General features: G+C 73.2%; 28 protein-coding genes. 20 read left to right on the forward strand and 8 right to left on the reverse strand.

What is annotated here, in order from left to right:
* The 7 genes from ACTHMS_RS02380 to ACTHMS_RS02410 form a co-directional block, all read left to right on the forward strand.
* Positions 1 to 662 (forward strand): FHA domain-containing protein (locus tag ACTHMS_RS02380; RefSeq protein WP_440305075.1); only part of this gene is annotated, 662 nt, incomplete at its 5' end.
* Between the two features lie 17 nt (positions 663 to 679).
* The gene (locus tag ACTHMS_RS02385; protein ID WP_440305076.1) at positions 680 to 2,863 is read left to right on the forward strand and encodes a cation:proton antiporter; all 2,184 of its coding nucleotides are present in this window, start codon (positions 680 to 682) and stop codon (positions 2,861 to 2,863) included.
* Positions 2,860 to 3,672 (forward strand): serine/threonine-protein kinase, encoded by an 813-nt coding sequence (locus ACTHMS_RS02390; RefSeq protein WP_440305077.1) that lies wholly within the window; start codon positions 2,860 to 2,862, stop codon positions 3,670 to 3,672. The genes ACTHMS_RS02385 and ACTHMS_RS02390 overlap by 4 nt, the downstream gene beginning before the upstream one ends.
* Positions 3,673 to 3,739: 67 nt before the next feature.
* Positions 3,740 to 5,005 (forward strand): MurT ligase domain-containing protein, encoded by a 1,266-nt coding sequence (locus ACTHMS_RS02395; protein ID WP_440305078.1) that lies wholly within the window; start codon positions 3,740 to 3,742, stop codon positions 5,003 to 5,005.
* Entirely contained in the window at positions 5,002 to 5,718 is a 717-nt protein-coding gene (locus ACTHMS_RS02400) for a type 1 glutamine amidotransferase (protein WP_440305079.1), read from the forward strand. The genes ACTHMS_RS02395 and ACTHMS_RS02400 overlap by 4 nt, the downstream gene beginning before the upstream one ends.
* Positions 5,719 to 5,796: 78 nt before the next feature.
* Positions 5,797 to 6,333, forward strand: coding sequence for a peptidylprolyl isomerase (locus tag ACTHMS_RS02405; RefSeq protein ID WP_440305080.1), 537 nt, complete (start codon positions 5,797 to 5,799; stop codon positions 6,331 to 6,333).
* 2 nt (positions 6,334 to 6,335) lie between these two features.
* Positions 6,336 to 7,202, forward strand: coding sequence for a rhomboid family intramembrane serine protease (locus ACTHMS_RS02410; RefSeq protein ID WP_440305081.1), 867 nt, complete (start codon positions 6,336 to 6,338; stop codon positions 7,200 to 7,202).
* A 24-nt stretch (positions 7,203 to 7,226) separates the two neighbouring features.
* Here ACTHMS_RS02410 and ACTHMS_RS02415 read toward each other — a convergent pair whose 3' ends face one another.
* Positions 7,227 to 7,712: a PH domain-containing protein gene (locus tag ACTHMS_RS02415; RefSeq protein WP_440305082.1), complete on the reverse strand. Its 486-nt coding sequence runs from the start codon at positions 7,710 to 7,712 to the stop codon at positions 7,227 to 7,229.
* Positions 7,713 to 7,780: 68 nt separating this feature from the next.
* Positions 7,781 to 8,053 carry a cell division protein CrgA gene (locus tag ACTHMS_RS02420; protein ID WP_440305083.1) on the reverse strand — a complete coding sequence of 91 codons (273 nt, stop codon included), beginning with the start codon at positions 8,051 to 8,053 and terminating at the stop codon, positions 7,781 to 7,783.
* A 78-nt stretch (positions 8,054 to 8,131) separates the two neighbouring features.
* On the opposite strand from ACTHMS_RS02420, the gene ACTHMS_RS02425 reads away from it, so the two are divergent.
* Genes ACTHMS_RS02425 through ACTHMS_RS02445 form a run of 5 tightly spaced genes read left to right on the forward strand, consistent with a single transcriptional unit; the run spans position 8,132 to position 11,019 of the window.
* Positions 8,132 to 8,887, forward strand: a complete 756-nt coding sequence (locus ACTHMS_RS02425; RefSeq protein ID WP_440305084.1) for a DUF881 domain-containing protein — start codon at positions 8,132 to 8,134, stop codon at positions 8,885 to 8,887.
* On the forward strand, positions 8,884 to 9,738 hold the full coding sequence (locus tag ACTHMS_RS02430) for a class E sortase (RefSeq protein WP_440305085.1): 855 nt from the start codon (positions 8,884 to 8,886) through the stop codon (positions 9,736 to 9,738). Before ACTHMS_RS02425 ends, ACTHMS_RS02430 begins: the two co-directional genes overlap by 4 nt.
* Entirely contained in the window at positions 9,738 to 9,896 is a 159-nt protein-coding gene (locus ACTHMS_RS02435) for a hypothetical protein (protein ID WP_440305086.1), read from the forward strand. The genes ACTHMS_RS02430 and ACTHMS_RS02435 overlap by 1 nt, the downstream gene beginning before the upstream one ends.
* Positions 9,893 to 10,549 carry an aminodeoxychorismate/anthranilate synthase component II gene (locus ACTHMS_RS02440; RefSeq protein WP_440305087.1) on the forward strand — a complete coding sequence of 219 codons (657 nt, stop codon included), beginning with the start codon at positions 9,893 to 9,895 and terminating at the stop codon, positions 10,547 to 10,549. The genes ACTHMS_RS02435 and ACTHMS_RS02440 overlap by 4 nt, the downstream gene beginning before the upstream one ends.
* A complete protein-coding gene (locus tag ACTHMS_RS02445) occupies positions 10,546 to 11,019 on the forward strand; it encodes a hypothetical protein (protein WP_440305088.1) in 474 nt (157 codons plus the stop codon). Before ACTHMS_RS02440 ends, ACTHMS_RS02445 begins: the two co-directional genes overlap by 4 nt.
* On the opposite strand, the gene ACTHMS_RS02450 is transcribed toward ACTHMS_RS02445, so the two are convergent.
* Positions 10,991 to 11,557 carry an HhH-GPD-type base excision DNA repair protein gene (locus ACTHMS_RS02450; protein ID WP_440305089.1) on the reverse strand — a complete coding sequence of 189 codons (567 nt, stop codon included), beginning with the start codon at positions 11,555 to 11,557 and terminating at the stop codon, positions 10,991 to 10,993. The two genes, ACTHMS_RS02445 and ACTHMS_RS02450, sit on opposite strands and share 29 nt — an antisense overlap.
* 80 nt (positions 11,558 to 11,637) lie before the next feature.
* On the opposite strand from ACTHMS_RS02450, the gene ACTHMS_RS02455 reads away from it, so the two are divergent.
* Genes ACTHMS_RS02455 through ACTHMS_RS02470 form a run of 4 tightly spaced genes read left to right on the forward strand, consistent with a single transcriptional unit; the run spans position 11,638 to position 15,069 of the window.
* A complete protein-coding gene (locus ACTHMS_RS02455) occupies positions 11,638 to 12,015 on the forward strand; it encodes a (deoxy)nucleoside triphosphate pyrophosphohydrolase (RefSeq protein ID WP_440305090.1) in 378 nt (125 codons plus the stop codon).
* A 23-nt stretch (positions 12,016 to 12,038) separates the two neighbouring features.
* Positions 12,039 to 13,028: an NAD(P)H-quinone oxidoreductase gene (locus ACTHMS_RS02460; RefSeq protein ID WP_440305091.1), complete on the forward strand. Its 990-nt coding sequence runs from the start codon at positions 12,039 to 12,041 to the stop codon at positions 13,026 to 13,028.
* A gap of 37 nt (positions 13,029 to 13,065) precedes the next feature.
* On the forward strand, positions 13,066 to 13,632 hold the full coding sequence (locus ACTHMS_RS02465; RefSeq protein ID WP_440305092.1) for a bacterial proteasome activator family protein: 567 nt from the start codon (positions 13,066 to 13,068) through the stop codon (positions 13,630 to 13,632).
* Positions 13,633 to 15,069, forward strand: a complete 1,437-nt coding sequence (locus tag ACTHMS_RS02470; RefSeq protein WP_440305093.1) for an acyl-CoA synthetase — start codon at positions 13,633 to 13,635, stop codon at positions 15,067 to 15,069. It abuts the gene before it with no gap.
* Between the two features lie 68 nt (positions 15,070 to 15,137).
* Here ACTHMS_RS02470 and ACTHMS_RS02475 read toward each other — a convergent pair whose 3' ends face one another.
* Positions 15,138 to 15,953 carry an HAD family hydrolase gene (locus ACTHMS_RS02475; RefSeq protein ID WP_440305094.1) on the reverse strand — a complete coding sequence of 272 codons (816 nt, stop codon included), beginning with the start codon at positions 15,951 to 15,953 and terminating at the stop codon, positions 15,138 to 15,140.
* The gene (serS, locus tag ACTHMS_RS02480; protein WP_440305095.1) at positions 15,950 to 17,203 is read right to left on the reverse strand and encodes a serine--tRNA ligase; all 1,254 of its coding nucleotides are present in this window, start codon (positions 17,201 to 17,203) and stop codon (positions 15,950 to 15,952) included. Before serS ends, ACTHMS_RS02475 begins: the two co-directional genes overlap by 4 nt.
* A 75-nt stretch (positions 17,204 to 17,278) precedes the next feature.
* Between serS and ACTHMS_RS02485 the strand changes: the two genes are divergently transcribed.
* Together ACTHMS_RS02485 and ACTHMS_RS02490 are read left to right on the forward strand one after the other, a co-directional pair.
* Positions 17,279 to 17,572 (forward strand): WXG100 family type VII secretion target, encoded by a 294-nt coding sequence (locus ACTHMS_RS02485; RefSeq protein WP_440305096.1) that lies wholly within the window; start codon positions 17,279 to 17,281, stop codon positions 17,570 to 17,572.
* Positions 17,569 to 17,865: a WXG100 family type VII secretion target gene (locus ACTHMS_RS02490; RefSeq protein WP_440305097.1), complete on the forward strand. Its 297-nt coding sequence runs from the start codon at positions 17,569 to 17,571 to the stop codon at positions 17,863 to 17,865. Before ACTHMS_RS02485 ends, ACTHMS_RS02490 begins: the two co-directional genes overlap by 4 nt.
* 13 nt (positions 17,866 to 17,878) lie before the next feature.
* On the opposite strand, the gene ACTHMS_RS02495 is transcribed toward ACTHMS_RS02490, so the two are convergent.
* Positions 17,879 to 18,655 (reverse strand): SGNH/GDSL hydrolase family protein, encoded by a 777-nt coding sequence (locus ACTHMS_RS02495; RefSeq protein ID WP_440305098.1) that lies wholly within the window; start codon positions 18,653 to 18,655, stop codon positions 17,879 to 17,881.
* Positions 18,656 to 18,709: 54 nt separating this feature from the next.
* On the opposite strand from ACTHMS_RS02495, the gene ACTHMS_RS02500 reads away from it, so the two are divergent.
* Positions 18,710 to 19,003, forward strand: a complete 294-nt coding sequence (locus tag ACTHMS_RS02500) for a GroES family chaperonin (protein ID WP_440305102.1) — start codon at positions 18,710 to 18,712, stop codon at positions 19,001 to 19,003.
* Here the strand turns inward: ACTHMS_RS02500 and pheA are convergent, their stop codons facing one another.
* Together pheA and ACTHMS_RS02510 are read right to left on the reverse strand one after the other, a co-directional pair.
* On the reverse strand, positions 19,004 to 19,927 hold the full coding sequence (pheA, locus tag ACTHMS_RS02505; protein ID WP_440305099.1) for a prephenate dehydratase: 924 nt from the start codon (positions 19,925 to 19,927) through the stop codon (positions 19,004 to 19,006).
* A 23-nt stretch (positions 19,928 to 19,950) separates the two neighbouring features.
* Complete coding sequence (locus ACTHMS_RS02510; protein WP_440305100.1) at positions 19,951 to 20,595, reverse strand: DUF4446 family protein; 645 nt, start codon at positions 20,593 to 20,595, stop codon at positions 19,951 to 19,953.
* Between the two features lie 63 nt (positions 20,596 to 20,658).
* Between ACTHMS_RS02510 and ACTHMS_RS02515 the strand changes: the two genes are divergently transcribed.
* Positions 20,659 to 21,106: TMEM165/GDT1 family protein (locus ACTHMS_RS02515; protein WP_440305101.1), on the forward strand; the 448-nt coding region annotated here is incomplete at its 3' end.

Genomic DNA, 21,106 nt, shown 5'->3' on the forward strand with positions numbered 1-21,106 from the left:
CGCTGCTCGGCGCCCCGCCCGCGCCGCCGGTGGCCGACGTCGACCGCAGCATGCCCTTCGAGGCGGTGTCGCTGCTCGCGCCGCTGCCCGGTGCGTCGGACGAGCCGCCCGTGCCGCTGCCGGTGGCGCAGCCGCTGGCGCCGGCCGCACCCGACGTCGCGCCCGCGCCGCACCCGGCACCCGCGGGCGCCGTGCAGGTGATGGGCGTCTACTGCAAGAACGGGCACTTCGACGACCCGTCCGCCCGGTACTGCGCGGTGTGCGGCATCTCGATGGCACAACAGACGTTGATCCCCCGGCTCGGGCCCCGCCCGCCGCTCGGCGTGCTGGTGCTCGACGACGGCAGCATCTTCAGCCTCGACAAGGACTACGTGATCGGGCGCGACCCCGGCCGCGACCCCGACGTGCAGCGGGGCACCGCCAACCCGCTGCGGCTCGACGACCCGCACGGGCAGCTGTCGCGCGTGCACCTGCGCATCCATCTCGAGGGCTGGCAGGTCGAGGTCGTCGACCTCGGCTCGGCGAACGGCACCGGCGTGTGGCGTCCCGGCGACACCCAGTGGACGCGGGTGCCCCCGCAGACCCGGATCCCGATCCGGCCGGGCACCCAGGTCGGGTTCGGGCGCAACCAACTGCGCTTCGAGTCGCACACCAACACCTGATCGAACCGGACGCGACGATGCTGCACCCGAACCTGGATCTGAACGCGACCGAACTGTTCCTCGCGGACATGGTCGTGATCCTGATCCTCGCCCGGCTGTGCGGCGTCGCCGCGCGTGCGGTGGGGCAGCCGCCGGTCGTCGGCGAGATCGTCGGCGGCATCCTGCTCGGCCCGACGCTGTTCTCCGGGCGGCTCACCGCCTGGCTGTTCAACGGCCACCCGACCTGCACGGTGGCAGGCGTCGTGCGCGCCGGCGCGTGCCCCGCCGCGGCGACACTGCCCGCCGGCACGACGATCGTGCCGGGCGGCAACGCGTTCGACGCGGTGGCCAACCCGACGGGCGTCGCGAGCAGCCTCGGCCCGCTGACGGCGATCGCGAACATCGGGCTGATCCTGTTCATGTTCATCGTCGGGTACGAGGTCGACCGCACCTTGTTCCGCGGACGCGAGCGGGTGGCCGTCAGCGTCTCGCTCGGCTCGATCGTCCTGCCGATGGTCGGCGGCACGCTGCTCGGGTCGTGGCTCTACGACCAGCACCCCAAGATCCACCAGTTCAGCGGCATCGGGCGGCTGCCCACCGCGCTGTTCGTCGGCGCCGCCATGTCGGTGACCGCCTTCCCGGTGCTGGCGCGCATCCTGACCGACCGGGGCATGCACCGCACCCGGCTCGGCGGCCTCGCCATCGCGAGCGCCGCTGTCGACGACATCGCCGCCTGGGCGCTGTTGGCGGTGGTGGTCGGCATCGCGGGCGCCGAGACCGCCTCGACGGCCTCGAGCGCCCACGACGACACGTCATGGCACATCTGGCTGTCCCCGGCCTACCTGCTGGTCATGTTCTTCCTCGTCCGGCCGCTGCTCCGCATGGTGAACGACCGCTACGTCCGCGCGGGCCGCCTCACGCCGGACCTCATGGCCGTCGTCGTGGTCGTGCTGCTCACCTCGTCGTTCGCCACCGAGTGGCTCAACGTCCATTTCATCTTCGGCGCGTTCATCGCCGGCGCGTGCATGCCGCGCGAGCGCGGCGAGGCGCTGCGTCAGACGATCCTCGAGCGGCTCGAGCAGATCTCGGTGCTGGTGCTGCTGCCGGTGTTCTTCGTGCTGTCGGGCGTGCGCGTCGACCTGTCGACGTTCACCGTCTCGGACCTGAAGGAACTGCTCGCGATCCTCGGCGTCGCGGTCGGAGGCAAGTTCCTCGGGGCGTTCCTCGGCGCGCGGACCGTCGGCGTGGCCGGACGGCAGGCGGGCGCGCTGGCGACACTGATGAACACCCGCGGCCTCACCGAGCTGATCATCCTCAACGTCGGCAAGAGTCTCGGTGTGCTGGACACCGGCCTGTTCTCGCTCATGGTGGTCATGGCGCTGGTCACCACGGCCATGACCGGCCCGCTGCTGCGCGCGATCTACCCGCCGCGGCTCATCGACCGCGACATCGCCGATGCCGAACGGCAGGCGCTCAAGGGCGAGGCCGCCTACCGCGTGCTCGTCGTCGTCAACGAGCTCACCGACACCGACCTCGTCGACACCGCCATCGACGTCGGCGCGGCCCGCGCGGGCGGCGGCGGCGCCGAGGTGCTGCTCGCCCGCATGGTGCCGCAGCAGAAGGCCGACCGGCTCGAGATCGGCGCGGGACTCGGGCAGGAACTGCTCGTCATGACCTCGACGCTGTCGACGCTGCACGGCCTCGCGGCGCGCGGCGCCGGCCGCGGCGTCACCACCCGCGTCCACGCGAAGTTCAGCGAGGGCGACCTCGCCGACGACCTGACCGCGCTGATCATGGACGTCGACCCCGACGTCGTCGTGCTGGACGCCGACACCCGGCTCGCGTCCCACGACTTCATGCCGCGCATCGTGCGGCGGCGCGCGGCCGCACCGGCGACCGTCGGCTCGGTCGCGGTGCTCGCCGGCCGCGGGGGCGCCGACACGGCGGTGGCCGTGCAGGTGGCCGCCGCGCTCGCGCTGAGCCGCGGGGTGCCGCTCGTCGTCACCGGGGGTGGCCGCGCCGAGCGCATCGCCGGCGACCTCACGCGGCACGGCATCGCCGCCACCAGCGGCGACATCGGCGACGACACGCTCGTCGTCGGGCATGCGGACGAGCGCGGCACGCACCTCGTCGCCCGCGCCCGGCCCGCCGAGGAGGCCGACCAGATCGACGAGTGGGCAGGCACGCTGTCCGCTCGCACGCCCGCAGGAGGAACGGTATGACCAGTCCGACCCACCCGACCCTGACGGGCATCGCCGACTACGAGTTCGTCCGATCACTCGGTCGGGGCAACCACGGCGAGTTCTTCGTCGCCCGCACCCCGGCCCGGCTGCCGATCGACGCGGAGTTCGTCGCGGTGAAGGTGCTCTCCGGCCCGACGTCCGAGGACGTCTTCCGGCGCGCGACCCGCGAGCTGTCGGCGTTCGCCCAGGTGCAGTCGCCCCACCTCGTCCGGCTCTACGACGCGGGCCAGCAGGGCGACGCCTTCTTCTACGCGATGGAGTACCTGCCCGACGGTTCGCTGGGCGACGGCCGGCACGACCGCGCGACCGTGGTGCGCGCGGTGGCCGCGGCCGCCCGGGCGGCGCACGCGCTGCACGAGCACGGCATCGTGCACCGCGACATCAAGCCGCGCAACGTGCTGCTGTCGCCCGAGGGCGGCAAGCTCGCCGACCTCGGTCTGTCGCAGGTGCTGGCTCCGGGCGTCACGGTCACGGGCATGGGTTCGGTGACCTCGATCGAGTACACCGACCCCGCGCTCATCCAGGGCGCCGCACCGTCGCGGGCCACCGACATCTACTCGCTCGGCGCCACGCTGCACCGCGGCCTCACCGGCACCGGTCTCTACGGCGAGCTGCCCGAGGGCGACGCGATGCTCGCGCTGCGCCGCATGTTCGCCTCGCAGCCGACGGTGTCGCCGGCGCTCGACCCCGACGCGGCGGCGATCGTGCACTGGGCCATCGCCCCGATGGCGGTCGAACGGCCGGCCACCGCGCTGGTCTTCGCCGAGCACCTCGAGCGGCTCGCCTGACGTGATCGACACCCGTCCCGACCGGTCAGGGTCGGGGTGAACGGGTGTTCATCACTACGCTGGCGGCGTGCAGATCGCGGCGGTCGTCCTCGGCAAGGTGACGCTGTGCCTGCTGCGCCTGCTCGGTCGCCGCGGCAACGCGCTGCCCGGCCTGGTCGTCGAGAAGGTCTTCCCGGGCTACCTCGCGCGGGCGATGGCGGACCTGCCCGAGGGCGTCGTCGTCGTCAGCGGCACGAACGGCAAGACCACGACCACGAAGATGGTCGCGACGCTGCTCGGCGAGCGGTACCGGGTGCTGACCAACGACACCGGCTCGAACTTCGTCCGCGGCGCGATCACCGCCACGGTCGAGCACGCGCGCTGGGACGGGCGCCTGCCGTACGACGTCGCGGTCTTCGAACTGGACGAGGCGTGGGCGGTGCGGTTCGTCGAGCGGGTCGCCCCGCGCCGCGCCCTGCTGCTGAACGTGATGCGCGACCAGCTCGACCGGTTCGGCGAGATCGACACGACGGCACGGCTGCTCGGCCGGGTGGCGGCGGCGACGACGGGGCACGTGGTGCTCAACCGCGACGACGAGCGCATCGCCGCCCTCGCTGCCGGCACCCGCGCCGAGGTGTCGTACTACGGCGTCGCCGCCGCCCTGCGGCCGATGTTCCCCAACGACGAGGAGCTCTACGGCGGGCCGATCTCGGTGTCGTCCGAGCCGGCGGCCGTCGAACTGCGCGCGCTGCCGGAGGCGGGGCACCCCGCGGCCACCTATGCGATCGCCGGTGCCGAGCACGACGTCGTCATCCGCGCCGAGGGGCCGCACAACGCGCAGAACGCCGCGGGCGCGGCGGCGCTCGCGCTCACCGCCGGGCTGTCGGTCGAGCAGGTGCTCGCAGGGCTCGGCAAGGTGTCGCCCGCCTTCGGCCGTGGCCAGACCTTCCGCGTCGACGGCCGGGCGGTGACGCTGCAGCTGGTGAAGAACCCGGCGGGCTTCCGGCAGACCCTGCGCACGCTCGACGCCGGCGCGCCCGCCGCGCTCGTCATCGTGATCAACGACGACTACGCCGACGGACGCGACGTGTCGTGGCTGTGGGACGTCGACTTCCGCGGCCTGGCCGACCTGCCGACACGCCGGTCGACCTCGGGCACGCGCGCCGCGGACATGGCGGTGCGCCTGCGCTACGACGAGGTGGCGGTGGACGAGATCGAGCCCGACCTCGAGAAGGCGCTGCGCTCGGCGGTCGCGGCGGTCGGCCCGGACGAGCGGGTGGTCGTGTTCAGCACGTACACCGCGATGTGGGCCCTGCACGCCGTCCTGCAGCGGCTCGGCGAGGTGGCGCAGTGAACCCCCTGAAGCTCGTCCATCTCTATCCGCGCGAGATGAACATCTACGGCGACACCGGCAACGTGCTCGTGCTGCGCAAGCGGCTCGAGTGGCGCCGCCTGCCGGTCGAGGTCGTGCCGGTGCAGGTCGGCGACCCGCTGCCGACCGACGCGGACATCGTGCTCGGCGGCGGCGGCCAGGACGCCGCCCAGGGCGACATCGGCGCCGACTTCGCCGCGCGCGGTGCCGAGCTGCGCGCGATGGCCGACGACGGCGTCGTGTTCCTCGCCATCTGCGGCACCTACCAGATGCTGGGGCACGAGTTCGTGACGCTCGAGGGACGCCGCATCGAGGGCGTCGGCGTGCTCGACGTCGTCACCCACGGGCGGCCCGAGCGGCTCATCGGCAACAACTCGGTCGAGACGCCGGACGCCGGCCGGCTGGTCGGGTACGAGAACCACAGCGGGTTGACGACGCTGGGCAGCGGCGTGCGTCCGCTCGGCACGACCCAGCCCGGGCGCGGCAACAACGGCAAGGACGGCACGGAGGGTGCGGTGCGCGACAACGTCATCGGCACCTACCTGCACGGCCCGGTGCTGGCGAAGAGCCCGCGCTTCGCCGACGACCTGGTGCGCCGGGCGCTGCGGCGCCGCGGCGAGGCCGACGAGCTCGAGCCGCTCGACGACAGCCTGCCGGAGCTCGCGGCGCGGGTCGCGGTCGCCCGGCCGCGCTGAGGCGCGCAGCGCTGTCGGTGGGCCGTGACAGGATGGGGTCGTCGAGAAGCAGGCCAGGAGCAGACCCCAGGAGTCGCGGTGACCGCCGTCGTCCAGCCCACCCAGTACGCCACGCTGCACACCAACGCCGGTGACATCCGGCTGCAGCTGTACGGCAACCACGCGCCGGCGACGGTGAAGAACTTCGTCGAGCTCGCCACCGGCGGCCGCGAGTGGACGCACCCGGGCACCCGGCAGAAGAGCAACGACCCGCTGTACAACGGCACGATCTTCCACCGCGTGATCTCCGGCTTCATGATCCAGGGCGGCGACCCGCTCGGGCAGGGCTTCGGTGGCCCCGGCTACCAGTTCAAGGACGAGTTCCACCCCGACCTGTCGTTCAACCGGCCCTACCTGCTGGCGATGGCCAACTCGGGTCCCGGCACGAACGGCTCGCAGTTCTTCATCACCGTCGCGAACACGGCGCACCTGAACCGGCGGCACACGATCTTCGGCGAGGTGGCCGACGCCGAGAGCCGCGCGGTCGTCGACCGCATCGCCACCACCCGCACCGGCCGCAACGACAAGCCGGTCGAGGACGTGGTGATCGAGTCGGTGACCGTGGAGCCCGCCTGACCATGGACGGGCCGTCCGCCGATGCGGGCGTGCTGCACTGCTACCGGCATCCCGACCGCGAGACGATGATCCGCTGCACGCGGTGCGAGCGGCCGATCTGTCCCGAGTGCATGCATCCGGCCGCGGTCGGGTTCCACTGCCCCGACGACGTCGCGCAGGGGCGCCGGACGGTGCGCCGCGAACGCACGAGTGTCGGCGCACTGCTTCGGCAGTCGCCGCCGTACGTGACGGTGACGCTCATCGTGGCGAACGCCGTGGTCTTCGTCGTCACGGCGGCGATGTCCCACACGGCGTTCCGGCATCCCGAGCTGTCGACGCTGTTCGCCGACTGGCTGCTGCAGCCGCAGGCGGTGCACAGCCAGAACGAGTACTACCGGCTCGTCACGTCGGGATTCCTGCACGTCTCGCTGCTGCACATCGCGGCGAACATGCTGGCGCTGTTCTTCCTCGGACCGGCCCTCGAGCGGCTGCTGGGCCCGGTGCGGTTCGCCGCGGTCTACCTGCTCGGCCTGCTCGGCGGCAGCGCGGCGATCTACGCCTTCGGTGACCCGATCACCACGGTCGCCGGAGCGTCGGGGGCGGTCTTCGCGCTCTTCGGCGCGAGTCTGGTGCTGGTGCGGCGGCTGGGGCTCGACCCGCAGTGGCTCATCGGCATCATCGTGCTGAACTTCGTGGTGACGTTCTCGGTCGCCGACATCTCGAAGCTCGGGCACCTGGGTGGCTTCGTCGCGGGCGTGGTGTCCGCCCTGGTGATCGGCGGCCTGCCGAACCGCCCCCGGCGCTGGTCCGGCGGTCGGCAGGCGACCGGCCTGCTCGGCGTCGGCCTGCTCGTCGTGCTCGTCGTCGCGGTGCGCAGCCTCACCTGGTGAACCGGCGAACCGGCGAACAGGTGCTCAGCGGGCGCCGCGGAAGTCGCCGATCGCCCGCGCGACGGCCCACGGGTCGGCGGCGAGGTCGCGCTTGTCGAGCACCACGAGCCGCTCGCCGGCGTCGATCTCGAGCACGGTCGTGCGGAGGCCGTAGCGCTGCGAGGTGCTCGCGCGCACCGAGGCGACGGCCGACCACGGCAGCGCGACCCGGTCGAACGGGCCGAAGACCCGCAGGCCGTCGGCGTCGACGACCAGCCGCGGCCGGAACACGAGGTCGGCGACGGCGAGGGCGAGCAGTACGAGCACCACCACGATCGAGAAGAACCGTTGCACGGGGTCGGTGCCGAGCACCGCGACGAGGCCGGCGAGCGCCGCCCCGGGCAGCGCGATCACGACGAGGCGCAGGTCCGGACCGAAGGTGAGGCGGACAGGCCGGCCGAGTGGTGCCGCGCCTTGCCCGGGTGTGGGTCGCGGCGTCGGCCGCCGGCGCGCCGAGGCGGGATGGTCCACAGGGTTCGGCACAGTGGGGGGCGACCTACACGCGTGTAATCACAGCACGTGGACAAACGTGTGGATGATCAGCGACACCGCACGACCATGACCAGGCCGAGCAGCATGATCCCGAACCCGACGGCGAAGTTCCACGCGCCCAGGTCGGCCATGACCGGGATGTGCGGGTCGGAGCCGCTCGAGGTCAGGTAGTAGACGACCATGTAGGCGAGGCCGACGACCAGCACGACGCCCATGACGATCGGGTACCAGCTCGGGCTGGGCGCCAGCACGCGCTGCGGGACCGCGGCGGACGGCCGCAGCGCGGCCTCGGGCTTCTTGCGGACCTTGGACTTCGGCATGGCGACACTCCGGTGACGGATGGGACTGCATCTAGCGTAGTCGGCGACCGGTGGGTTGCCGTTGGAGACGGGGGTCGGATGCGGATCGGGGCGGTGCGGACGCGGCTGCAGCACGAGCTGCGCGGGCTGCGGTCGTGGCGTGCCCTGGTGCCGGTGATCTGCCTCGTGGCCGGCTTCGGGTTCGCGACGAGCGCCCATGATTCACGTGGAACCGATCTGCGTGCGCCCGGCACCGCGAACCTGCAGGACCTCGTCCGGCAGGCGGAGGCCCGGGTGCGGGCGGCCGACGCGCAGGTCTCGGGCCTGCAGCAGCAGGTGACCGCAGCGACCGGCCAGGCCGGTCGCGACGACAGCGCGGTGGCCGCCGCGCAGCGGTCGGTGGCGCCGCTGCGCGTGCCGGGCGGCCTGAGCTCGATGACCGGGCCCGGGCTGGCGGTCGTCCTCGACGACGCTCCGTCGGTGCCGGCGGGCGTCGACCCCAACCAGGGCGTGGTGCACCAGTCGGATCTGCAGGCGGTCGTGAACGCGCTCTGGGCGGGGGGCGCGGAGGCGATGTCGATCAACGGCCAGCGCATCGTCGCGACCAGCGCGGTGCAGTGCGTCGGGCCGACGCTGCTGCTGAACGGCGAGGTGTACTCGCCGCCGTTCCGGGTTGCGGCCATCGGACCGTCCCGGACAATGCAGATGAGGCTCGGGCAGTCGCCCGGGGTGCGGCTGTTCCAGCAGGCAGCGTCGTACTACGGGCTCGGCTACACCGTCGAGACGCTCGAGCGCCTCACCGTGCCGGCCTACACCGGGCCGCTCACCCTCACCCACGCGAAGGCAGGCCGATGACCGAGACGCAGGCGCCCGCCGGTGGTGCGCCCCGGCCGCGGCCCGGGCCCGGCGTCCCGCCGCCGGCCGCCACCACCGCGACCTTCGGCGACCGCGTGCGGTTCGTGCTGCGCGGCATCGGGCAGACCCTCATCACCCTCGGCGTCGTGGTCGTGCTGTTCATCGTCTACGAGGTCTGGATCACCAACTGGTTCAGCGAGCGCGAGAACAAGCAGCTCATCCAGAAGCTCGAGCAGCAGTGGGCGCTGCCAGGCGGCGGCCCGTCGACGGTCCCGGTCGGGGACGCGATCGGCATCCTCTACATCCCGCGCCTCGGGCAGGACTTCGCCTGGGCGATCGTCCAGGGTGACGAGGTGCCGAACCAGGATCAGTTGGCGAAGGGCCCGGCGCACTACGGGAGGACCGCGCTGCCCTGGGACAGCGCCGACGGCAACTTCGCCGTCGCCGGGCACCGGGTGGGCAAGGGCGAGCCGTTCCTCAACCTCGACCATCTCAAGCCGGGCGACCCGGTCATCGTCGAGACCCGGAAGGGCTGGTTCGTCTACCGGGTCAAGGGCATGCAGCACGGGCTGACCCGACCCGACGACGTCGACGGCCTGCCCGGCCGCGAGATCGTCGACCCGTCGGACGGCAAGGTGCTGCTGCCCTACCCCGACCACCCCGGGGCGCAGCCGACCCAGCACTACCTGACGCTGACGACCTGCAACCCGAAGTTCACGGCGGAGAACCGGTTGATCGTGTACGGGACGATGGACCCGTCGCTGTTCGCGCCGTTCAGCGATCCGGCGGGCAAGGGTGACCCGGCCATGCCGGACAGGATCAGGGCGCTCTACTCGGAGGCGACGGGCTGATGTACGTCTGGATCTGGCGGCACCTGCCCGGCCGGCTCGCGCTGAAGCTGGTGCAGACGCTGGTGCTGTTCGCCGCGGTGTCGACGCTGCTGCTGTTCGTGGTGTTCCCGTTGGTCGAGCCACACCTGCCGATCGCCCAGGTGGCGGTGAACCCGTGACCCGCATCCTCGTGGTCGACAACTACGACAGCTTCGTCTACAACCTCGTGCAGTACCTCGGCCAGCTCGGCGCCGACGTGCTCGTGCGGCGCAACGACGCCGTCGACCCGGCGGAGCTGGACGGCCTCGGCGTCGACGGCGTGCTCGTCTCGCCGGGGCCGGGCACGCCGCAGGACGCCGGCGCGTCGATGGCCGTCGTGCGGGCCTGCGCCGAGCGGGCGCTGCCCCTGTTCGGCGTCTGCCTCGGCCACCAGGCCATCGGCGCGGTCTACGGCGCGTCGGTGGTGCGCGCCCCCGAGCTGCTGCACGGCAAGACCTCGCTCGTGCTGCACGAGGGCGCCGGTGTGCTCGAGGGGCTGCCGCGGCCGTTCGTCGCGACCCGGTACCACTCGCTGGCGGTCACCGAGTCGGAGCTGCCCGACGAGATCGAGGTGACGGGCCGCACCGAGTCGGGTGTCGTCATGGCCCTGCGGCACCGCGAGCTGCCGATCGACGGCGTGCAGTTCCACCCCGAGTCGGTGCTGACGCAGGGCGGCCACCGAATGGTGGCCAACTGGCTGCGGCGCTGCGGCGCGACGGTCGACGAGGCCGTCGTCGCTCGGCTCGAGGCCGACGTCGAGACCCTGCGCACCCAGGCCTTCGCCGGCGTGTGAGCACGTCGGTTGGTGGCGCGCCGGCGCCGCCGCGGCGCGGGTTCGTGCTGGGTGTGCTGCTCGGCTCGGTGGTGGTGATGATGGCGTACTGGACGCTGTGGTGCACCGATCGCGCGGCCGTCGCGAGCAACCACCGGGCGGCGTACGTCGAGTTCGAGGACGCCTTCCCCGCCGCCGACGCGTGGCTGACGTGGTGCCTGCTCGCCGCGTGGTGGACGCTGCGCCGGTCTCGTCCGGCTGCGGTGCTGTGGTTGCTCGCCGGCGGGGGCGGCGGTGTCTACCTGTTCGGCATGGACGTGCTCTACGACCTCGAGCACGGCATCTGGTGGCGCTCGGGCGCCGGCGGCGTGATCGAGCTCGGCATCAACCTGCTCACCCTCGCGGTGTCGGTGGGCCTGCTCGCCTGGACCTGGCGGCACCGCGACGCGCTACTGGGCCGGGTCAGGCCTTCGCCTTCGCAGCGGCCTTGACCTGCTGCTTGTAGGCACGGACGGCCTTCAGGGACGCGGGGTCGACGACATCCGCGACGCTGCGTGTCGACCCGTCGACGCCGTAGTCGCCCGCGGCCTCGCGCCAGCCCTTCGGACGCACGCCGAACTGCTTGCCGAGCAGCGCGACGAAGATCTTCGCCTTCTGCTCGCCGAACCCGGGCAGGGACGCGACCCGGCCGAGCAGCTCCTGGCCGTCGCGCGCGCCCGCCCACACGGCCGCCGCGTCGCCGTCGAAGCGCTCGACGAGCAGGCGACCGAGCTCCTGCACCCGCTTCGCCATCGCGGCCGGGAAGCGGTGCAGCGCCGGCGGGGTGCGGAACAGCTGCTCGAACTCCTCCGGGTCGGCATCGGCGATCGCGCGGGCGTCGAGCGACCCGCCCATCCGCTCGGCCAGCACGGCGGGCGAGGTGAACGCCTTCTCCATCGGGATCTGCTGGTCGAGCAGCATGCCGATCAGCAGCGCGAGCGGGTCCTTCTCGAGCAGCGCGTTGGCGGCATCGGTCGTCGCGAGGAACATGCCGCCGATTGCACCACAGGCCCATCGGGCATCCTGTCGCGCATGGCTCCCCCCGCGACCCGGACCCCACGGCGGGCACGGTGATCGCCGTCGTGGCGGCCGCGATCGTCCGCGACGGCAGGGTGCTCGCCGCCCGCCGCAGCCGGCCCGAGGCGGTGGCCGGCGGCTGGGAGTTCCCGGGCGGCAAGGTCGAGCCGGGCGAGACCGAGGCCGAGGCGCTCGTGCGCGAGATCGACGAGGAGCTCGGCGTCCGGGTGATCGTCGAGCGCCGGCTCGCCGAGGCGTCGGACGCGTCCATCACCCTCGCCCTGCACACCGCACACCTGCCGAGCGGTGAGCCCGTCGCCGGCGCCGACCACGACGAGCTGCGCTGGCTCGGCTACGACGAGCTCGAGAGCGTCGAGTGGCTGCCGATCGACCGGGCGCTGCTCGCCCCCGTCCGGCGGCTGCTCGCCTGACGGCGCCCACTACCGTCGATGGCATGCGTGCCGTCGTCATCACCGAGCCGGGCGGGCCGGATGTGCTGCAGGTGCAGGAGGTCCCGCCGCCGACGCTGAAGCCGGACGAGGTGCGGGTGCGGGTCGTCGCCACCGCCGTGAACCGCGCCGACCTGCTGCAGCGGCAGGGCAACTACGCGCCGCCGCCGGGGGCGAGCCCGTACCCGGGGCTCGAGTGCTCGGGCACCGTCGTCGAGCTCGGGGCCGAGGTCGCGGGGTGGCAGGTGGGTGACGAGGTCTGCGCGCTGCTGTCCGGCGGCGGGTACGCCGAGGAGGTCGCGGTGCCGGTCGGCCAGCTGCTGCCCGTGCCGGCCGGGGTGTCGCTCGTCGACGCGGCCGCGCTGCCCGAGGTCGCGTGCACGGTGTGGTCGATGGTCTTCGGCGAGCACGCCGGACGCCTGCAGCCCGGCGAGCGGCTGCTCGTGCACGGCGGATCGAGCGGCATCGGCACGATGGCGATCCAGCTCGCGAAGCAGCGCGGGGCGACGGTGCTCACGACGGCGGGCACGCCGCGCAAGGCGAAGTTCTGCCGCGAGCTCGGCGCGGACGTGGCCATCAACTACCGCGAGGAGGTCTTCGACGAGAAGGTGCTCGCCGAGACCGGCGGGTCGGGCGTCGATGTCATCCTCGACAACATGGGCGCGTCGTACCTGCCGCGCAATCTCTCGTGCCTCGCCGTCGGTGGCCGTCTCATCGTGCTCGGCCTGCAGGGCGGGGTGAAGGGCGAGCTCAACCTCGGTGTGCTGCTCGCCAAGCGCGCGACGGTGCACGCCGCCGGCCTGCGTGCGCGGCCGCCGCAGGACAAGGCCAACGTCGTCGCGCAGACGCAGGCGAACGTCTGGCCCCTCATCGAGGCCGGCGGGGTGCGTCCGATCATCGACCGCGTGCTCACGCTGGACGACGCGGCGGAGGCCCACGAGCTGGTCGAGAGCAGCGAGCACATCGGCAAGGTGCTGCTGCGGGCCGAGGGTTGAGGGCGATGACGGACGCGGATGGCGGGAACGAGGAGACATGAGCGAGGACACCCAGGGCGACGCGGTCGCGCCGGACGAGATCACCGACGCGGTCAGCGAGGCCGACGGCGACGAGCTGACCAGCATGGTCGAGCAGCCGGCGAAGGTCATGCGCATCGGCACGATGATCAAGCAGCTGCTCGAGGAAGTTCGTGCCGCTCCGCTGGACGAGAAGGGCCGTCAGCGGCTGCGCGAGATCCACGAGTCGTCGATCCACGAGCTCGAGCAGGGCCTCGCGCCCGAGCTGCGCGAGGAGCTGCAGCGCATCTCGCTGCCGTTCGGCGACGAGATCCCGTCCGAGGCCGAGCTGCGGATCGCGCAGGCGCAGCTGGTCGGCTGGCTGGAGGGGCTCTTCCACGGCATCCAGACGGCGCTGTTCGCCCAGCAGATGGCCGCCCGGGCGCCGCTCGAGGAGAGGCGGCGCCGGGCGCTGCCCGGTGGCGGCGGACGCGAGGGCGCGATGATCGTCGGGCCGGGCGGCCAGGTGATCATCCCGCCGGGCGTCCGGATGACGCCGGGACCGGACGAGCGGCCGGACGCGGGCGGGCACGGGCAGTACCTGTAGGTGGCCAACTACGTCCGGGACTTCGTCGCGACCCGGCCGCGCGACGAGCGCGCGCTGGTCGTCGACGGCGGCCGCCCTTGGACGTTCGGTGAGCTGACCGACGCGGCCGGCTCGGTCGCCCGTGCGTTCGCCGACCGCGGGGTGCGGCGCGGCGACGTCGTGCTCACGCTGCTCGGCAACGGGATCGAGTACGCGCTGACGATGCTGGCCTGCCTGCACCTGGGCGCGCCGATGCTGCCGTGCAGCGAGCAGTTGCGTGCGAAGGACGTCGCGCTGCGGGTGCGGCGGGCGGTACCCCGGCTGATCGTGGCGGACGAGCGCAACCGGGCCGTCGTCGAGGCGGCGCTCGCCGAGACCGGCGCGGCGTGTGCGACCTGGTTCGTGCCGGACGAGTCATTCCTCGCTCCGCACGACGCCCCGCCGTATGCGGAGCTCGACGACGTCGACCCGTCGTTCGTCCTGTTCACCTCGGGCACGACCGGCGAGCCGAAGCTGGTGACGCACGGGCAGCGCTACGTGTGGGGGCAGACGCTGCAGGCCCGCGAGTGGATGGCGGCGCGGCCCGGCGAGCTGGTCTGGTCGACCGCGGCACCGGGCTGGTCGAAGTCGGCGCGCAACAGCTTCCTCGCGCCGTGGTGGTGCGGCGCTGCGGCGCTGCTGCAGGACGAGCGGTTCGACCCGGCCCGGCGGCTCGAGACGATCCGGCGGCACCGGGTCGACGTGCTGTGCATGGCGCCCACCGAGTACCGGCTCATCGCGGCGGCCGGCCCGATCGACGTCGGCCAGTCGCTGCGGCGGATGATCACTGCGGGCGAGGCGCTCGGCGTGCCGGTGGTGCAGGCCTGGCGCGAGCAGACCGGGCTCGAGATCGCCGACGGCTACGGGCAGACCGAGACCGGCCAGGTCACCGGCGTGCGGCCCGACGAATCGGCGCCACCCGGTTCGATGGGGCGCCCGCTGCCGGGCGTGCGCGCCGAGATCATCGACGGCGAGCTCTGCGTCGACCCGGCGACCGTCCCGACGTTCTTCCTCGGCTATGACGGCGACCCGGCGCCGGACGGCTGGTGGCACACCGGCGACCAGGTGCGGCAGGACGCGTCCGGCTGGCTGTTCTTCGAGAGTCGCGCCGACGACGTGATCATCTCGGCGGGCTACCGCATCGGCCCGGCCGAGGTCGAGTCGGTGCTGCTGGCGCATCCGGCCGTGCGCGAGGTGGCGGTGATCGGCGTGCCGGACGACGCGCGCGGGCACGCCGTGGCGGCGGTCGTGGTGCTGCGCGACGGGTACGCGCCGTCGGACGGGCTGACCCGCGAGCTGCAGGCGCATGCAAAGGCCGAGACCGCGCCGTACAAGTACCCGCGGGTGGTGCGCTACGTCGACACGCTGCCCAAGACGACGAGCGGCAAGATCAACCGCGTCGCCCTGCGCTCGGGCTGATGCCGCTTGTCCCCTGTCCCAGTCATCCTGAGCCCTTCGAAACGACTGGCGCTGGGGACAAGCGGCCTTCAGAGCAACGATTCGATGAGCGCGGCGACGGCGTCGTCGTCGTTGCTGCCGATCACCTCGTGCGCGGCCGCCTTGGCCAGCGGGTGCGCGTTCGCGACCGCGTACGACCGGCCAGCCCACTCGAGCATGGGGATGTCGTTGGGCATGTCCCCGACCGCGACGACGTCGGCCGCGCCGAACCCGTGCGTGCCCGCGATCTCGGCGAGGCCGGTCGCCTTCGTGACGCCCGGCGCGGCGATCTCGACGAGCCCGACGGACGACGAGTGCGTGACGGTGGCGCGGTCACCGATCACACCCAGCACCTTCTCGAGCATGATGTCCGGCTGGATCGCGGTGTCCTTCGCCAGCAGCTTGATGGCGGGCGCGTCCAGGATGCGCTCGAGCGGGCCGATGAGCGGCTCGGGGATGTCGAGCCCGCGCCGGTCGTAGCGCGGATTGATGAGCCAGTCGTGGATGTACTCGGGCTCGGCCCCGAAGCCGTCGAGGCGCTCGACGCCGAAGGACACGTCGGGCAAGGCCGACCGCAGATCTGCGCAGATCTGCGCCAATTCGTCGGACGGCAGGGTGTGCGCCTTCAGCACCTGCTCGGTCTCCATGTCGTAGATGACCGCACCGTTCGCCCCGACGGCCACCCCGATGTGCCCGGTGGTCTCGACGACCGCGTCCAGCCATCGCATCGGACGACCGGTGACGAAGGCGACGACCAGACCCGCATCCTCGGCGTTCCGCAACGCGGCGCGGGTGCGGTCACTGACCGTGCCGTCGCTGCGCAGCAGGGTGCCGTCGAGGTCGCTCGCGACCATGCGCACGGTCATGGCGCGGTCAGCACCTCGCGGCCGCCGAGCCACGGACGCAGCGCCGCCGGCACGTACACCGACCCGTCGGGCTGCTGGTGGTGGTCGAGCAGGCAGGCGATGGTGCGGGCGATCGCGCAGAGCGTGCCGTTCAGCGTCGCCACCGGCTCGGTGCCGTTCGCGCCCCTGCGACGGGTGTTGAGGCGGCGGCTCTGGAAGGTCGTGCAGTTCGAGGTCGACGTCAGCTCGCGGTACGCGCCCTGCGACGGGAACCACGCCTCGATGTCGTACTTGCGCGCCGCGCTGCTGCCGAGATCGCCCGCGGCCACGTCGATCACCCGGTAGGCGAGCTCGAGCTTGTCGAGGAACTCGCGCTCCCACGCCAGCAGCCGCTGGTGCTCGTCCTGCGCCTCGTCGACGTCGACGTAGGAGAACATCTCGACCTTGTCGAACCAGTGCACCCGGATGATGCCCTTGGTGTCCTTGCCGTACGAGCCGGCCTCACGCCGGAAGCAGGAGGAGAAACCGGCGTAGCGCAGCGGCAGCTCGGTGAGGATCTCGTTCGAGTGGTAGCCGGCGAGCGCCACCTCGGACGTCCCGACGAGGTACAGGTCGTCGTCGGCGAGCCGGTACACCTCCGCGGCGTGCGCCCCGAGGAAGCCGGTGCCCTCCATCGCCTCGGGCTTCACCAGCGCCGGCGCGATCACCGGCGTGAAGCCGGCGGCGTCGGCCTGCGCCATCGCGAGGTTCACGAGCGCGAGCTCGAGCTGGGCGCCGATGCCGGTGAGGAAGTAGAAGCGCGAGCCGCTGACCTTCGCGCCGCGCTCGGTGTCGATGGCCCGCAGCGCGGTGCCGATCTCGAGGTGGTCGCGCGGGTCGGAGACGGCAGGTGGCGTCCCGACCGTCTCGAGGGTGACGAAGTCGTCCTCGCCGCCCGGCGGCACGCCGTCCTCGACGATGTTCGCGATCGCGAGGTGCGCGGCCCGCAGCGCCGCATCGGCCTCGGCCTGCGCGGCCTCGGCGGCCTTCACCTCGTTCGACAGCTGCTTGGCGCGGGCACCGAGGGCGGCGCGGTCCTCCGGGGCGGCCTGGGCGATCTGCCGTCCCATTGTCTTCTGCTCGGCCCGCAGCGCGTCGGCCGCCGCGACCGCCGAGCGCCGCGCGTCGTCGGCGGCGAGCAGGTGGTCGACGAGCGACTCGTCGGCGCCGCGCAGCCGCTGCGAGGCACGCACTCGGTCGGGGTCGTCGCGCACGATCCGGAGGTCGATCACCGCCCCAATCTACTGACCCGGCGGTTGTCCACAGGCCGGCCCGGCGTGCCCCGCCGCGCACCTACGCTTCCCGGCATGTCCGCGTACACCGTCTCGTTCCCGGCGGTCGCCGGCGCCTCGGGCAGCCTCACCGGCGCGGCCGAGCAGCTGCGTGCCGACCTGCTCGCGCTGCAGCGATCGGTCGACGGCCTGCTCGGCACCGGCTGGCGCGGCCGGGCGGCCACCGTCTTCCGGCACGACTGGGAGCGCTGGCACGGCGCCGCCGTCGACGTCGTCGACACCCTCGCGGCGCTGGCGTCGATGGTCGCGCGGGGCGGCGGCGCCTACGAGTCGACCGAGGCCGAGGTGCGCCGGGCGGCGGCGTCGTGAGCGAGGCGTTCGCGGTCGACCTCGACGGCCTTGCCGATCTGGTCGCCCGCATGGCCGCGTTCGACCGCGCCGCCGAGGCCCTCGGCCGGCGCATCGACGCCACCGTCACGGGCCTCGCCACCACGTGGACGGGCGACGCGGCGACGTCGTACGAGGCGGCCCACGCCCGCTGGCGCCGCGACCTGGATGACCTGCGCGAGGCGGTCACGGCACTCCACGGCGTCGCGCACGCCGCCCACCACAACTACAGCGCCGCGCTGGCCGCCAACCGGTCGATGTGGGCCGGCCTCTGACGCGGCGCCGGTCTCATGGTGCGGACGTGGTGCGCACCGGCGTGAGCTCGGGTCGCTTGCAGACGCGTCCCGCGCCCGACGACGTGCGGCGGACGCGGCGACCCAGCCACGGCAGCACGAACTCGCGCGCCCACGCCGCCTCGGCCCGCACCACGCCGGCGCGGGTGAGGGCGGGCTGCGGCGGCAGGTCGTCGCGCCAGGACGCGTCCCAGCCGGGCAGGCCGAGGGCGTGCGCCATGCCGTGCGCGATGCGCTGGTGCCCGAGCGGCGTGGCGTGGATGCGGTCGGGCGACCAGAGGCGGCGGTCGGTGGTCACCGACGGTGTCCAGCCGTCGAGCACGGCGACGTCGTGGCGCCGCGCCGCCGCGACGATGAGCGCGTTGAGCCGCGGCACCCGGCGGGCGAGCCGCCGCAGCGAGGGCGCGATCCGGCCGAGGTCGGGGAAGATCACCGTGCCGACCCTCGCGCCGGCGTCGGTGAGCGCGGCGAACATCGTCTCGAGGTCGGCGGCCACCACCGCGGGGTCGAACGACGGCCGGATGAGGTCGTTGAGCCCGGCCACCACCGTCGCGAGATCCGGCCGCAGCGCGAGCGCCGGCGCGAGCTGCTCGTCGAGCACCTCGCGCGTGCGCTTCCCGCGCACGGCGAGATTGGCGTACCGCACCGACGGGTCCAGCTCGGCGAGGTGCTCGGCCAGCCGGTCGGCCCAGCCGCGGTAGCCGGTGGTCTCGTCGCCGTCGTTCAGCCCCTCGGTCTGGCTGTCGCCCAGGGCCACATAGCGCTCGTACACCCGCGCGATGCTGTCATTACCCTCGACGACGTGAGCGACCGCCTGCCGATCAAGATGCTGCACGACCGCGTGCTGGTGCGTGAACCCCGCGAGGAGGGCGAGCGCCGTTCGTCCGGCGGCATCCTGATCCCGGCGACGGCGCAGGTGTCCAAGCGGCTCATCTGGGCCGAGGTGCTCGCCTGCGGCAACCACGTGCGCGCCGTCGAGGTGGGCGACCGGGTGCTGTTCAGCCCGGACGACCGGCACGAGGTCGAGATCAGCGGCGAGAACTACCTGCTGCTGCGCGAGCGTGACATCCACGCCGTCGCGGCGCAGCGCAACGACGCCAACACCGGCCTGTACCTGTAGCTACGACGCGCCGTCGGCCCGGACGCGGGCGAGCCAGTCGCGCGACTCGAGGAACTCGCCGTCGCTGCGGCCGGGTGGCACCGGCCCCTGCTTGCCGTCGCGGCGGGCGTACGAGCCGAGATAACGCACATCTGCGCAAACCCGGTGCAGCGCGGCGAGCGCGTCGCCCACCCGTTCGTCCAGCACATGCCCCTCGCAGTCGATCGAGAAGCAGTACTGGCCGATGCGGCCCTTGGTCGGGCGTGACTCGATCCGAGTGAGGTTCACGGCGCGGGTCGCGAACTCCGACAGGATCTCGAGCAACGCGCCGGAGTGGTCGTCGCGCAGGAACGCGACCAGCGTCGTGCGGTCGTTGCCCGTGGGTGCCGGCGGTGGTGCCGGTCGCGTGAGCCGGACGAAGCGGGTGACCGCCCCCTCGGTGTCCGCGATGTCGCGGGCCAGGGTCTCGAGCCCGTAGAGCTCACCGGCGACCGCCGAGCTGACGGCCGCGTCGAACGCGCCGGCGGCCGCGGCCTGGGCCGCGCCCGCCGTCGACCCGACCAGCGACACCGCAGCGTCGGGCAGGTTGGTCAGCAGCCAGCGCCGCACCTGGGCCTCGGCGTGCGGGTGGGTCGCCACCGTGCGCACGTCGGCGAGCGTCGCGCCCGGCCGGGCGAGCAGTTCGAACGCGACCTGCAGGTACGCCTCCTCGGCGATCACCAGGGGATCGCCGTTGGCCAGCTCGTCGAGTGTCGCGGGCACCGCGCCCTCGACCGAGTTCTCGAGCGGCACCAGTGCCGCGTCGGCCCGCCCGGCCCGCACGGCGTCGATCGCCAACGTCACGTTGGCCAGCGGCAGCAGCGTCGCGCCGGCACTCGACGGCAGCGACCGCGCCGCCGCGTGCGCGAAGGTGCCCTCGGGACCGAGGAAGGCGAGCGTCGTCACCGCACCATTGTGCGGGCGGCCGGTCAGCTCGCGCGCCGGCCCAGCAGGCTCGTGCGCGGACGGTGCAGTGCCGTCGACACGGCCTGCTGCTCCTCCGGCGACAGGTCGTGCTCGCCCTGGCCGTTGCGGACGCCCTTGGCGTAGACGCTGGTGGTCGAGGTGCCGGCGAGCGCGGTCAGCGTGATGCCGTCGCCGTTGCCGTCGAGGAGGGCGAGCGAGAAGGACATGCGTCCGGACATCTCACCGAAGGCGTCGTAGCGCACCAGGGCGACGTTGGACAGCGCGCCCTTCGGGTCGGGCAGCTGCTCGTCGAGCCGGGCGATCATCTCGGCGGCCGTCGCGTCCACGTGGGCGCGCAGGTCCTGCAGCTGGCCGGCCAGCGAGTTCGAGAGCGCGGCGGTGCGCTGCGTGGTCTGCAGGAGCTCGTCCGGGATGGCCGCCGGACGCTCGACGATGTGCCGTTCGACGATCCGCTCGACCGGGCGCTCGGCGCGCTCAGGCCGCTCGGGCCGCCGCTCGACGGGCGCCCGTTCCGGCGTGCGCGCCGGCGCCGCGCCACCGGCCGCGACGACCCGCCGCAGCCGCGCGGTCTGGCGCACGGCGAGGTACGCCACCACCAGGGCGACGTAGGCGAGGATCAGCGCGAAGACCGCGACGTTGGTGGCCATCGGCCACAGACTAGGGGGGCGCGGGGGCCCGGCTCGGCAGTGACACGGCACGATCAGGTCACCATGACGATCCTCTCGGCCTTCTTCCTGGCGCTCGGCGTGATCCTGCTCGTCGAGCTGCCGGACAAGACCCTGGTGGCCACCCTCGTGCTCTCGACGCGCTACCGCGTGCGGCCGGTGCTCGTCGGTGTCACCGCGGCCTTCGCGGTGCAGTGCGTGATCGCGGCGACCGCGGGCGGGCTGCTGACGCTGCTGCCGCGCCGTGGCGTCGAGGCCGTCGTCGCCGTGCTCTTCGCCGTCGGGGCGATCCTGCTGTTGCGCGAGGCGTTCGACCGCGACGAGCAGGACGAACCCGAGCTCGCCGCCGCGCGCGAGAACGCCCCGACCGGACGCATCGTCGCCACCGCCTTCGGCGTGCTCTTCGCCGCCGAGTGGGGCGACGCGAGCCAGATCGCTACGGCAGGCTTGGTGGCCCGCCAGGGCGAAGCGGTCGCGGTGGCCCTAGGGGCCT

Origin of the sequence: Jatrophihabitans sp. (assembly GCF_051960575.1) — a bacterium.
In the GTDB taxonomy this organism is placed as follows: domain Bacteria; phylum Actinomycetota; class Actinomycetes; order Mycobacteriales; family Jatrophihabitantaceae; genus JBQCEE01.

Bases quoted from the DNA above. Each gene is read 5' to 3' on its own strand.
- ACTHMS_RS02385 (WP_440305076.1), top strand. From the start codon at position 680: ATGCTGCACCCGAACCTGGATCTGAACGCGACCGAACTGTTCCTCGCG.
- ACTHMS_RS02390 (WP_440305077.1), top strand. From the start codon at position 2,860: ATGACCAGTCCGACCCACCCGACCCTGACGGGCATCGCCGACTACGAG.
- ACTHMS_RS02410 (WP_440305081.1), top strand. From the start codon at position 6,336: ATGGACGGGCCGTCCGCCGATGCGGGCGTGCTGCACTGCTACCGGCAT.
- ACTHMS_RS02420 (WP_440305083.1), bottom strand. From the start codon at position 8,053: ATGCCGAAGTCCAAGGTCCGCAAGAAGCCCGAGGCCGCGCTGCGGCCG.
- ACTHMS_RS02425 (WP_440305084.1), top strand. From the start codon at position 8,132: ATGCGGATCGGGGCGGTGCGGACGCGGCTGCAGCACGAGCTGCGCGGG.
- ACTHMS_RS02430 (WP_440305085.1), top strand. From the start codon at position 8,884: ATGACCGAGACGCAGGCGCCCGCCGGTGGTGCGCCCCGGCCGCGGCCC.
- ACTHMS_RS02435 (WP_440305086.1), top strand. From the start codon at position 9,738: ATGTACGTCTGGATCTGGCGGCACCTGCCCGGCCGGCTCGCGCTGAAG.
- ACTHMS_RS02450 (WP_440305089.1), bottom strand. From the start codon at position 11,557: ATGTTCCTCGCGACGACCGATGCCGCCAACGCGCTGCTCGAGAAGGAC.
- ACTHMS_RS02460 (WP_440305091.1), top strand. From the start codon at position 12,039: ATGCGTGCCGTCGTCATCACCGAGCCGGGCGGGCCGGATGTGCTGCAG.
- ACTHMS_RS02465 (WP_440305092.1), top strand. From the start codon at position 13,066: ATGAGCGAGGACACCCAGGGCGACGCGGTCGCGCCGGACGAGATCACC.
- ACTHMS_RS02475 (WP_440305094.1), bottom strand. From the start codon at position 15,953: ATGACCGTGCGCATGGTCGCGAGCGACCTCGACGGCACCCTGCTGCGC.
- ACTHMS_RS02485 (WP_440305096.1), top strand. From the start codon at position 17,279: ATGTCCGCGTACACCGTCTCGTTCCCGGCGGTCGCCGGCGCCTCGGGC.
- ACTHMS_RS02500 (WP_440305102.1), top strand. From the start codon at position 18,710: ATGCTGCACGACCGCGTGCTGGTGCGTGAACCCCGCGAGGAGGGCGAG.
- ACTHMS_RS02510 (WP_440305100.1), bottom strand. From the start codon at position 20,595: ATGGCCACCAACGTCGCGGTCTTCGCGCTGATCCTCGCCTACGTCGCC.